Raw genomic sequence first — 11,016 nt, 5'->3', positions numbered from 1 at the left:
GACCTTGTGGGGGGTTTGGCCCCGGCGGGGACCTTGAGGCGTGCCGCAGGGGTCAGGGCCCAAGGCGGCTTGGGAGCCTGTCCCGGCGCGCCGAAGGCGTGAGGTGTCTGGCCATGTCTCGCTCATCGCCTCGTGATCGACCCACCGAGGCCTCAGGCGTGGAGCCCATACCTTTTACCCGCCTATTCAAGAGGTGTGGCCGCAGTCGTCGGCAGGCCCACGCCTGCGGGCTCCTCGCCACCTCCACCGGCCGGCGGGCGCGCGGACACTCAGTCGGACGCCGTCCCCTCACCCCTCCTCCTCCAGAGGGAGGCCACCCGATCCGGCCCCCTCAGACCTGTCGCTGCAGAAATGAGGCCATATCGGAATCATCAAGCGACAGGGCACCCCGAAACTTCGCGATCACGCCCCTGACCAGCAGAGACGCCGAAGTGGCCAGGGCCGCCGCCGAACCACCGTCCAGCCACGAAGCCCGAAACGTCCCCCCCTCCTTGCGTAACGTTTCGGTCATTGTTTTCGGCCCGAATGAAGACCCGGCAAAAAATCGCCGTACGCGGCATCCGCTCTTTTCCTCGGCGGTCCGCCGTACCAATGTGGAAGGTATGAATGCGACGGCAGGAGACCGGCTCCTGATGCACGGCAACACCGTCGGCGAAAGGGAGCGGGGCGGCGTCATCATCGAGGTCCACGGCACGGACGGCGGGCCTCCCTACAGTGTGCGGTTCGACGACGGCCACACCGGGCTGGTCTTTCCCGGCCCTGATGCCGTCGTTGTGCCTCAGTAGGATTTCCCTGTGAGATCAGAAATCATCTCCGTGGCCACGGGTTCACGTGAGACCGTGCACGACATCACCGCTGAATGCGCAGATTTCGTGCGCGCGCAGGGAGAAGACGGCCTGTTGCACGTTTTCGTACCGCACGCGACCGCGGGCGTGGCCCTGCTGGAGCTAGGGTCGGGCAGCGACGACGATCTGCTCGCCGCACTGCGTGACCTGCTCCCGGCCGACGACCGCTGGCGTCATGCCCACGGTTCGCGCGGTCACGGCAGGTCACACGTCATGCCCGCGCTGATCCCGCCATATGCCACGATCCCCGTGCTGGGCGGGAGAATGGCGTTGGGCACCTGGCAGTCCGTCGCGCTGGTCGATCTCAATGTCGACAACACGCAACGTCAGGTTCGCCTGTCGTTTTTGTCGGGTTGATTCTGGCCGACTACGGCCGTACCCGTGGCGACCGTTGACGACTGAGGGTCACAGCGTGTGGACTGTGCCGAAGCGATAAACCGCATAGAGCGGGGCCACTCAAGCAGGAGGGATAAACGTGAGCGCGACCGCGGGTCAGGCGCAGGGCGAGCGCGGCCTGGCCGAACGACTTGGCCTCAAGCCGGGTCAGGTGGTGCAGGAGATCGGTTGGGACGAGGACGTCGACGACGAGCTTCGCGACTCCATCGAGGACCTGACCGGCAACGAGATGCTGGACGAGGAGAGTGACGACGTCGTCGACGTTGTGCTGCTGTGGTGGCGCGACGGCGACGGGGACCTCTTCGACGCCCTCAGCGACGCCATGCGAGCACTCGCCGAAGCCGGCCAGATCTGGCTGCTGACTCCCAAGGCCGGGCGCGATGGCCACGTGGAGCCGAGCGACATAGGGGAGGATGCCGCTACCGCGGGTCTCTCGCAGACCAGCAGCATCTCCGCCGCACCCGACTGGTCCGGGACCAGGCTCGTCGCCCCGAAGGGCCGACGTTAGGAAACTCCGAGGCCGGCCGATACGGCAGGATGGTCGCTGTGAACGCACATCCTGCCGAGGTCGGCGCCATGGCTCCGGATTTCGAGCTGCAGGACCAGCACGGCGCCCCGGTGAGACTGTCCATGTTCCGGGGCGAGAAGGTCGTGCTGGTCTTCTATCCGCTTGCCTTCAGCGGGATCTGCGAAGGCGAGCTCACCGCGCTGCGCGACCAGCCTCTCGACGCGCGGGTGCTCGCCGTGTCCGTTGACTCCGTGTTCGCCTTGCGTGCCTGGTCCGATCGGGAAGGTTACGGATTCGCCCTACTCTCCGATTTCTGGCCACACGGACAGGTCGCCCAGGCGTACGGTGTGTTCGATGAGGCGAAGGGGCTCGCGCGTCGGGGGACCTTCGTCATCGACGGCGAGGGCGTGATCCGGTGGTCGGTGATCAGTCCGATCTCCTCGGCACGCGACGTCGCCGACTACGTCAAGGCACTCGCCGACATTTCTTGACCTCGGAGGGAACGATGCCCTGCTACCGATGCGGGGCCCGGCAGACCGACCCGGTCCGTGGCGCCAGCCCGTGGCAGCGCGGGGTGCGCAACGAGTCCCAGGTGCTGATCTGCCCGGACTGTCAACGACTGCACGATCTCGACCTCGACTCCTGCAGCACGTGCGGGTCCACCGCGCTCATCTGCCGGTTGGGGGAGGTCGAGTGCCGCGGCTGCGGCGCCGTCCGGATGGCTCGGGCGTCGGAGGGGTTCGGGGAGCAGGGGGCGTACGTCGGGTCGGGGGCTCCGCCGGGGCTGTCGGCGGAGGTCGAGGCGGCGCTGAACCGGGTGCTGGGCAGGGCCTGACCGTCCGCGTCTCGCCCGTGCCTCCCCGCCGTCGGCCTGGGATGATCATCGGCTCGGGACCGTCCCGCCGTCATCTCGATGCGCGGACTCCCGCCCCCCTCCCACCTGAGAGATTCTCAAGCGTCTTTTCGGACATTTGCTGACCTGCGCTATCGTCTCCTTTCGTGTCCGCTATGAGTTCGTTCGTCGTCGCTCTCGACGTCGGTGGCACGTCCATGAAGGGCGGCCTGGTCAGCGAGTCCGGCGAGGTGCTGCTGAGCGAGCGGCGCCACACCCCTCGCGCCGACGGTCCTGAGGCGGTCGTGTCCGCCATTTCGGACTTCATCGGCCACCTGGCCGCCTCCGGCGACGGCGACCCGGCAGGCGTCGGTCTGGCCGTCCCTGGGCTGGTGTCCGAAAGCGCGGCTCTCTACGCGGCGAACCTGGGCTGGCGGGACGTCCCCGCCTCGAACTTCACCACCCTGGACATCCCCGTGATGCTGGGCCACGACGTCCGTACGGGCGGCCTGGCCGAGAGCATCCTCGGCGCCGGAAAAGGTGTCTCCGACTTCCTCTTCCTCCCCATCGGCACCGGTATCGCCGGCGCGTCGATCATCAACGGCGACCCGTACGGCGGCTCCTCGGGCTGGGCCGGCGAGATCGGCCACACCCCCGTCTTCCCCGACGGCGAGCAGTGTGCGTGCGGTCAGTTCGGCTGCCTGGAGACGTACGCCTCGGCGGCCTCGGTCGGACGCCGCTACAGCCAGCGCGCGGGCGTCGAGGGCGTACGCGCCGAGCAGGTGGTCGCCTCCGACGACCCCATCGCCATCGAGGTGTGGGACGAGGCCGTGGAGGCCCTGTCGCTCGCCCTGGCCACGTACACGCTGCTGCTGGACCCCTCGGTGATCGTCCTCGGCGGCGGCCTGGCCGAAGCCGGTCCCGCTCTGTTCGACCCCGTACGCACGCGCCTGGTCAAGCGCCTGGCCTTCCGCGACGCACCCCCGCTGATCCCGGCCGCGCTGGGCGTCGACGCCGGCATGCTGGGCGCCGCCCTGCTGGGCTGGCGAGCCGCCGGCCGCCCCGAACTGGGCCCCGGCTGGACGGTGAATGTGCGATCGGCCCCCCGGGTGTCGTAAGGTTAGTGCCGATCCGGGGGCGGTTAGCTCAGCGGTAGAGCACTCGCCTTACAAGCGAGGGGTCACTGGTTCGAACCCAGTACCGCCCACCTCGTCGAACAGCCCCGTTTCCCATCGCGGAAGCGGGGCTTTGTGCCATCAGCCGGGCGTGAGGGGCCTTTTCACCCGGGCCGAGTGGCCGCGCGGCGAAGTTGCTGTGTCGGAGGATGCCGCCTCGCGCCCCGGTGAAGATCAGCGCGTCGGTTTCCGAAGCTGTGAACTCGTCCAGATGTTCGCGGAGCGCCGGGGTGATCGTTTTCGGGATGGCGATCGTACGGACACCCGCGCGGGACTTGGGTGGCCCGACGAGGAGTTCGTCCGTGTCGAGTTCTACGTGTTGTGTCGAACGCTGACGCTTCGGGCATTCAGGTCCAGGCCCATCCGCCGGCGCTGGCGTGGAGTTGCCGGGTGTGGAAGGAAGCCGAAGGTGCGGATCGGAATCGGGTCGCAGGGACAGAGGGATGTAGGTGCAGGGCTGGTTCTCGCTCATGCCGCCACCCCTGGCCGTCCGGGAGGCCGTGGAAGCCGCGCTCGATGGAGCGGGCGAACCGGGTGGCTGCATGGGTGAGCTGGTGGCCGAAGTCGAGCGCCAGAACGGGCTCACGGCGGGTGAACGGGTGGCCGAGGGCGCGGGCGGCGTGCCCGGTGGTCAGCCGGATCACGGGGCGTCCTTTTCGGCCGAAGCCTTGTTCTGAGCCGGTTGGGCGGTCTGGCGGGGCGCGCGCATCTCGCGAGCCTTGATCGAGTACGCGAGGCGTGATGGCGATGCCGTTGAACTCGACCGGACGGGCTCGACCTCGCCGACGATGTAGCAGCCGTGCGGTGTGGTGACGTCCGTGTCACCAGTGCGATAGACAGTCCCCCAAGACGAAGGCCCGACATCTGTGGAGGATCCGGTGCGAACCCTGTGGGGCTGCGTCGCCCTGGCCGTGACAGCCCCACTGGTCGGACTGTTGCTGCTGATCATGATTCCGGTGTGGCGCGACAACGCACGCCTCGACGACCTTTACGAGCGCGTCCTCGCACACCCGCTCCCGCCGAACAGCCGAGACGTCTTCCTGATGGACCGCGATGTGACCTTCGGCAAGAATCTGGTCGGGGGCAGCGGATCCTATTGTGATTACCGGGTCCGGATCACGCTGCAAACAGCGCTCACTCCACAGGAGATCCGCCGCCACTATGACAATGCGGTCATCCCTGGAGCTGAGTCGAAAGCGATGATCTCCCTGTACTTCGGGGAAGATGGCGATGGTGGAGGTCGCAGGGTCATCGTCGAGGCGTACGACTCCCACAACTGGGACGGGGATTGGCGCTGCTACTAGCGGGCCTTCTGTTCCGCGCTTGCGCTGAGCTCTGCACCTGCCAAGTACGGCTGGAGCCTCCGCCGGCCTGTTGCACCCGTTCACCTGCTCTGCGAGGTAGGACGGCGTGTGGTGACGCGCGATGAACCGGTCTTCGCAGCGACGGCTAACCAGTGACTTCAGGTTGGGCCGAGTCGGCCAAAATGGCCACCAGTTTGAGGCCTTCGTCGGCGAAAAGTCGTCCTGCCTGTTCGCCCTTGGCACGTGTCTCCAGAAGGACGAGCCGGGAGGAGCCGTCGCGTTGGAGGACGACGCGGATCTGCCGCACCTCGCTGAAGCCGACCTTTGCAGTTCGGGGTGGATCGCCGTCGGTGACCAGCTCACCTTCCAGGCGCGGTCGAAATCCATGATCTCCAGTTGTCCGTCATAGGAGTAGGGGACCGGTCCGTCGAGGGTGACGGCGAACGAGGCGTAGTAGGTGGCGGTCTCCCCGACATTCAAGTAGGCCTTGGGGTGGACGCGGATGTCCTGGATGGTCATCCGCTTGGCCTGGGAGCCCTTGGTGAAGGCGTTGTAGACGCCGTCGAGGTCTCGGGGAAGCTCCAGCACCTGGGCTTTCAGGGCGGACAGGTCGCCGCGCTGCCAGGCAGTCAGGAACGCGGTCGCCGTCTGCTGGGGCGAGCCTTTGGTGCGTACCGTCAGGTGGACGCAGTGCCCAAACCGAGGACGGTGGTCAGGGCTACGGGGATGGTGATCGCTGTCCGTCGCCGTCGGCGAGAAAATGCGGGCATATCGGGCGATCCTATTGGCTGGGCTACAACACTCAGAACCCGAGCCCGACCGCCCTTGTGTCCTCGGACGGGAACGTCCGTCACAAACGGCACCCTGCGCCGACAGTCCGACACCGGCCCTTTCGCCCAAATCCGCACGGAGATCGGCCGCCTGTCGACCGACCTGGCGGGTCGCCTCATTGGGGAGTCATTGGGGGAGGACGTGCGGCATACCGGCATCGTGGAGCGATTCCTGGACGAGCTGGAGAATCGAACGGTCTCGTGAGGTAGCGGGCCGACGGTTGGCCAACATGTTGCTCCACGATCGCCCTTGCATGGCTGGTCGCCATACGTGCTGGGGGAGATCGACGATCCAGGGTTCGTTCCTCCCCTTGGCTCGCCGAGTAGCGTCGCTGATCTTCGAGCCGTGGATCGCAGGTGACCAACTAAGAGCTCGCGCAGATAGGCGGCGTGGGACCTCGACAACAAGGCGGGCACCGGTGCCAGTGATCACGGAGTTGCGACGCTTTGTGACTACTGGGGAGACCTGTGCCTGTCCTTCCATCATGGCTGATCGATCCGCTGTGGGACCAATTCGCGGCGCTGCTGCCTGAGCGGCCGAAGGCCAATCCGATCCATCCGCTTCATCACGATGACGCGGGTTAGCGGCCGATCTTGTCGAGCTCGGCGAGATCCTCATCGGAGAGCGAGAGTCCCGCGCCTGTGACGTTCTCGCGCAGGTGCGCCACCGAGGAGGTGCCGGGGATCAGCAGGATGTTCGGCGACCGCTGCAGCAGCCACGCCAGGGCGACCGACATCGGCGTCGCGTCCAGCCGGGTGGCCACGGCCGTGAGGGCCGAGGACTGTAGCGGGGTGAAGCCGCCGAGCGGGAAGAAGGGCACGTAGGCGATGCCCTGCTCGGCGAGCTCGTCGATGAGCTCGTCGTCGCGGCGGTGGGCGAGGTTGTACATGTTCTGCACGCACACGATCGGTGCGATCGAACGTGCCTCGGCGACCTGTTCCGGCGTCGCGTTGCTCACGCCGAGGTGCCGGATCAGGCCCTGCCGCTGGAGGTCGACGAGCGTCTCGAACGCCTCGGCGAGCGAGCCGGTCACGGGGCCCTGGGCGTCGCCGAGGCGGAGGTTGACCACGTCCAGCGTCTTGAGGCCGAGGTTCTCCAAGTTCTCCTGGACGGCGCGGCGCAGGTCGTTGGGCTTGCGGGCCGGGGGCCAGCCGCCCTGCTCGTCGCGGGTCGCGCCGACCTTGGTCACGATGTGCAGCGAGTCGCGGTAGGGGTACAGCGCCTCGCGGATCAGCTGGTTGGTGATGTGCGGGCCGTAGGCGTCGGCGGTGTCGATGTGGGTGATGCCGAGGTCGACGGCCTCGCGCAGGACGGCGAGGGCGCCGTCGTGGTCGGCGGGCGGGCCCATGACCCAGGGCCCGGCGAGCTGCATGGCGCCGTAGCCGAACCGGGTGACGGTCAGGTCGCCCAGGGTCCAGGTGCCGCCGGGAAGTGAAGCGGGAAGCGTGCTCATGCTGCTGCGCTGCCTTTCGTGTCAAACCAGGAACTGGTGCCTGATGGCTCCTTGCACCATCATTGACACGTAGCTCTCCGAGGGGAAGTAGGCACTTCGGAGTGCGTGAGGCACCCGAAGGGGTGTGAGGAGTGGTTTTGATGGCGACGATGACGGCGGCCCAGCAGAGGGCGCAGGCCAAGGTGCAGTACGACGCGTTCGTGGCGGCATGCCCCAGTCGGCAGTTGCTCGACCGGATCTCAGACAAGTGGGTCACGCTGATCCTGGCCGCGCTCGGCAACGGCAGCCCGCACCAGGCAGGCACCGACTGCGCCGGCGAGCCCCGGGCGATGCGCTACTCGGAGCTGGGCCGCCTCCTGGCCGGGGTCAGCCAGAAGATGCTCACCCAGACGCTGCGCTCCCTGGAGCGCGATGGCCTGGTGACCCGCACCGTGACGCCGACCGTGCCCGTCACGGTCTCCTACGAGCTCACCGATCTCGGCCTGTCGCTGTACGACATGATGCGCGGCCTCAAGAGCTGGGCCGAGACGCATATGGACGACGTGCTCGCCAACCGCGAGACCTACGACGGCCGCGTCGACTGAAACCCCCAGGGGCAAGACGTGGCCGGTTGCCCGTTTCGGACCTTGGCTTGGATCAGGGTCGCTGGTCGGCAGGAACAGTCTGCGCGTAAAAGGCAGGGCAGATAGGCAGGTGGTCATGGGCGTCGCTTCGGGCGGTTGTCCCAGCGGTGGGTGGTCCAGGCTCGGCGGATCAGGCTACGGACGGTGATGATTGTGTCGGCGAGGTGGAAGAAGGCGTGGATGACGGTCGTGCGGCGCTCGTAGCAGCGGGCGAGGCGGTGGAAGGCGTTCTGCCAGGCGTGCGTGCGTTCGACGTGCCACCGCTGGCTGGCCTGGATCGGTGCCTTCTCACCCTTGTGGGCGATGCGACCGTGCGGGTGGCGGGCGGTGAGTTCGGTGCGGGTCTTGTCTGAGTCGTAGCCGGCGTCCAGGTGCACGGTGATGTCGTCGGGCAGGGGCCCAGGTCGTCCAGCAGGTCCAGGGTCGGGGCGAGCAGCGGGGAGTCGTGGCGGTTCGCTCCTGCGAGAACCCTGCCGAGCGGGATTCCGTAACCGTCCGTCATGCTCGAGCGTTTCGAGCCTCGTTTGCCGCGGTCGACCGGTGAGCGTCCGGCGGCCTCGCCGCCGCCGGGTGCCTTCGTGATGGAGCCGTCGACAGCGATCTGGTCGAGCACGAGCCCGACGATCCGGTCGTAGGACTCCAGCGCGATCTGCTTGAGCCGGGCGAAGACGCCGAGGTCGATCCACTCGTCGCGGCGGTTGCGGATGGTGGTCGCTGAGCAGGTGGTGTCGGCGATCGCCTGGTAGGAGCAGCCGAATCGCAGGAGCTGGAGCAGCTTGTCGAACACGATCCGGTCGCTGATGCGGGGGCGATGGCAGCCCAGCGGGTGGGCCGGATCGACCGCTGGACGCTCGGGCAGCAGCGCCGCGAATTGGTCCCACAGCGGGTCAGTCAGCCATGATGGAAGAACGGGCACAGGTCTCCCCAGTGGTCACAGAGCGTCGCAACTCCATGATCACCGGCACCTGTGCCTGCCTTGTTGCCGGGGCTCCCCACGCCGCCTATCTGCGCGAGCTCTAAGGTTCTTCCATGCCCCCTGGCAAGGCTTTCCCCATACTGATGTGCGCCGCGTTAACACTGTCCGGCTGTGCAACCTCCTCCTGGCAGGGCATTGGAAGCGCGAAGCTGTCGGTGGACGAGCGTACTTTGACGGTTGATGTGATATTCGGTGCCCCTGACGGGTCCCCGCAGCTCTGCGAGAGAGTGACGGACACCGAACAAGACGAATCCTCCTCGCAAGTGGTCATCGGGATCTTGGTGGAGGAGGACTGTCCTCGGCAATGGCCCTGGGAGGAGCCTGTGTACTCCAACCTGGTTGCTTACTCGCATCCGGTGAAGTTCACCCTGAAGCGACCTCTTGCTGGAAGAACCGTCATCAGCAACACCGACGGTAAGCATGTGCGGATCTATCCGGGCGAGCGCAAGTCCGGGTGACTTCGGCTGATGGGGTGCGCTGCCAAGGGCGCGAGCAGGAGTCGTAGAGCTGTGGGAGCTCAGTTGCAGTACCAGGCCGTTCACAGCCGTTAAGGATGGACCGAGCACGTCCTCTGACCTGCAGCGAACTGTCTGGAACGGCTCGAACTGGATCTTTTGATCCGCAGGTTCCAGGGACGTTCGTCGCTGGCTCGGCCTCGCGGGACATACGCGGGATGATCTTCCCGGGTATGGGGAGGACGGCCCCGTACACCAAGATCAGAGGCCAGATGCGGTCAGTAACGTCAGCCCGCTGTAAACCGTCGGCAGTTCGACCAATGCGGGTGGATCGCCGGGGGCAGGTCCAGACGTACGGCCAAAGGATCACGGCTCCTTACAAGCGAGGAATCACGGGTTCGAACCCAGTACCGCCCACCTCGTAGAACAGCCCCGTTTCCCATCGCGGAAGCGGGCTTCGTGCCATCAGCCGGGCGTGAGGGGCCCTGCCGCCCGGACCGAATCGTGTTCCACTTGGCCGCGCGGCGGAAGTCGCTGCGCCGGAGGATGCCGCCTCGTGCCCCGGTGAAGATCGGAGTTGGGCGGCCCGACGAGGAGTTCGTCCGTGTCGAGCTCTCGGCTTCTGCCGCTACGTCCAACGTGTCAGGCATCAAGCGAGACCGGGCACTTCGCTCACCGTCGCGCCGCTGCGTCATACCCGCCGACCGAGCGCCGCACTGTCGCAAACGCCGCTCAGGCGACTCACTGGGCCCCTGGACGCCGGCCGCCGTCTCGGCTGGAAGTCAATGGCGACGGACTTGCGGTCACGTCATGATGTCTCGATGGACAAGGCGACCGCTTACCATGACGCGCTCGGCGATCACTTCGCCGCACATGCGGAGACGAGCCCTTACAACGCCTACACCGACAGACCTGCAATGCTTCGACTCGCGGGTGATGTCTCTGGGGTCAGGATTCTGGATGTCGGCTGTGGAGCAGGCCACTATGCGGCCGAACTCGCGGCCCGCGGGGCCCGGGTGATCGGAATCGAAGGCAGCGCCACGCTGTTGCGCCACGCGTACGCGCGCGTGAACGGCCAGGCAGGCCTCCTTCTCCATGACTTGGAAGAGCCGCTCGGGTTCGCCGGTGACGCGTCGTTCGACGGGGTGGTCTGTGCCCTGGTGTACGAGCACATCAGGAACCGTGTGCAACTGCTGGGCGAAATACGCCGCGTGTTGAGGCCGGGTGGATGGCTCCTGGTGTCGACCACCCATCCCACAGCCGATTGGCGCCACTTCGGAGGCTCGTACTTCAGCCATGACTGGAGAGACCTGCCCATCGGTGACAGTGAGCTCTCGATCCACTACCAACGCCTGTCCTTGGAGACCTTTTTGGGAGAGCTGCTGGCGGCAGGGTTCGTGCTGGAGCAGCTGATCGAACCGCGCCCCACGGCCGACCTCCGGGAGATCGACGAAGCCGCCTACGACAGGCTCCACCAAGTGCCGTCCTTCCTTGCGGTGAAGCTGCGACGTCCTTGACCGCAAGCCACGGACCTCATCGCGTCCCGGAGACCGCTGAGGGCGCGGCACCGACCGAAGGTTCGGGCCATGCTGCGATCTTGAGAGCGAACGCAGCCGGT

Annotated in this window: 12 protein-coding genes, 1 tRNA gene and 3 pseudogenes; 13 read left to right on the top strand and 3 right to left on the bottom strand. The window is 66.8% G+C overall.

What is annotated here, in order from left to right:
• Positions 1–491 precede the first annotated feature (491 nt).
• From AB0J97_RS19845 to AB0J97_RS19805, 9 genes are all read left to right on the top strand, one after another.
• A complete protein-coding gene (locus AB0J97_RS19845; RefSeq protein WP_364090574.1) occupies positions 492–785 on the top strand; it encodes a DUF1918 domain-containing protein in 294 nt (97 codons plus the stop codon).
• A gap of 9 nt (positions 786–794) precedes the next feature.
• On the top strand, positions 795–1,202 hold the full coding sequence (locus AB0J97_RS19840; RefSeq protein WP_357698479.1) for a secondary thiamine-phosphate synthase enzyme YjbQ: 408 nt from the start codon (positions 795–797) through the stop codon (positions 1,200–1,202).
• Positions 1,203–1,320: 118 nt separating this feature from the next.
• Positions 1,321–1,749, top strand: coding sequence for a DUF3052 domain-containing protein (locus AB0J97_RS19835; RefSeq protein WP_357698477.1), 429 nt, complete (start codon positions 1,321–1,323; stop codon positions 1,747–1,749).
• A 29-nt stretch (positions 1,750–1,778) separates the two neighbouring features.
• Positions 1,779–2,240 (top strand): peroxiredoxin, encoded by a 462-nt coding sequence (locus AB0J97_RS19830; RefSeq protein WP_357698475.1) that lies wholly within the window; start codon positions 1,779–1,781, stop codon positions 2,238–2,240.
• 14 nt (positions 2,241–2,254) lie between these two features.
• Positions 2,255–2,584: a hypothetical protein gene (locus AB0J97_RS19825; RefSeq protein ID WP_364090566.1), complete on the top strand. Its 330-nt coding sequence runs from the start codon at positions 2,255–2,257 to the stop codon at positions 2,582–2,584.
• Between the two features lie 173 nt (positions 2,585–2,757).
• Entirely contained in the window at positions 2,758–3,699 is a 942-nt protein-coding gene (locus tag AB0J97_RS19820) for an ROK family protein (protein ID WP_364091044.1), read from the top strand.
• A gap of 17 nt (positions 3,700–3,716) precedes the next feature.
• Positions 3,717–3,788 (top strand) — tRNA-Val (locus AB0J97_RS19815).
• Between the two features lie 417 nt (positions 3,789–4,205).
• Positions 4,206–4,433, top strand: a complete 228-nt coding sequence (locus AB0J97_RS19810; protein ID WP_364090563.1) for a hypothetical protein — start codon at positions 4,206–4,208, stop codon at positions 4,431–4,433.
• 201 nt (positions 4,434–4,634) lie between these two features.
• A complete protein-coding gene (locus tag AB0J97_RS19805) occupies positions 4,635–5,060 on the top strand; it encodes a hypothetical protein (protein ID WP_364091065.1) in 426 nt (141 codons plus the stop codon).
• A 333-nt stretch (positions 5,061–5,393) separates the two neighbouring features.
• Here AB0J97_RS19805 and AB0J97_RS19800 read toward each other — a convergent pair.
• Positions 5,394–5,960: pseudogene (locus AB0J97_RS19800) on the bottom strand (NTF2-like N-terminal transpeptidase domain-containing protein); the annotation flags it as partial.
• A 398-nt stretch (positions 5,961–6,358) separates the two neighbouring features.
• Between AB0J97_RS19800 and AB0J97_RS19795 the strand changes: the two are divergent.
• Positions 6,359–6,451: pseudogene (locus AB0J97_RS19795) on the top strand (IS5/IS1182 family transposase); the annotation flags it as partial.
• 20 nt (positions 6,452–6,471) lie between these two features.
• Here AB0J97_RS19795 and AB0J97_RS19790 read toward each other — a convergent pair.
• Positions 6,472–7,344 carry an aldo/keto reductase family oxidoreductase gene (locus tag AB0J97_RS19790; RefSeq protein WP_364090557.1) on the bottom strand — a complete coding sequence of 291 codons (873 nt, stop codon included), beginning with the start codon at positions 7,342–7,344 and terminating at the stop codon, positions 6,472–6,474.
• A 140-nt stretch (positions 7,345–7,484) separates the two neighbouring features.
• Here AB0J97_RS19790 and AB0J97_RS19785 point away from each other — a divergent pair, with 140 nt between their 5' ends.
• Positions 7,485–7,928, top strand: coding sequence for a helix-turn-helix domain-containing protein (locus AB0J97_RS19785; RefSeq protein ID WP_364090551.1), 444 nt, complete (start codon positions 7,485–7,487; stop codon positions 7,926–7,928).
• Between the two features lie 113 nt (positions 7,929–8,041).
• On the opposite strand, the pseudogene AB0J97_RS19780 reads toward AB0J97_RS19785, so the two are convergent.
• Positions 8,042–8,883, bottom strand: a pseudogene (locus AB0J97_RS19780) (IS5 family transposase).
• A gap of 113 nt (positions 8,884–8,996) precedes the next feature.
• On the opposite strand from AB0J97_RS19780, the gene AB0J97_RS19775 reads away from it, so the two are divergent.
• Both AB0J97_RS19775 and AB0J97_RS19770 read left to right on the top strand, forming a co-directional pair.
• Positions 8,997–9,401 carry a hypothetical protein gene (locus tag AB0J97_RS19775; protein WP_364090549.1) on the top strand — a complete coding sequence of 135 codons (405 nt, stop codon included), beginning with the start codon at positions 8,997–8,999 and terminating at the stop codon, positions 9,399–9,401.
• Between the two features lie 818 nt (positions 9,402–10,219).
• Complete coding sequence (locus AB0J97_RS19770) at positions 10,220–10,915, top strand: class I SAM-dependent methyltransferase (protein WP_364090545.1); 696 nt, start codon at positions 10,220–10,222, stop codon at positions 10,913–10,915.
• Positions 10,916–11,016: the final 101 nt, after the last annotated feature.

Source organism: Nonomuraea sp. NPDC049607 (genome assembly GCF_040675375.1).
Taxonomy (GTDB): Bacteria; Actinomycetota; Actinomycetes; order Streptosporangiales; family Streptosporangiaceae; genus Nonomuraea.
Note: the sequence above shows the minus strand (reverse complement) of the source record. Positions and strands in the feature narration are given on the sequence as shown.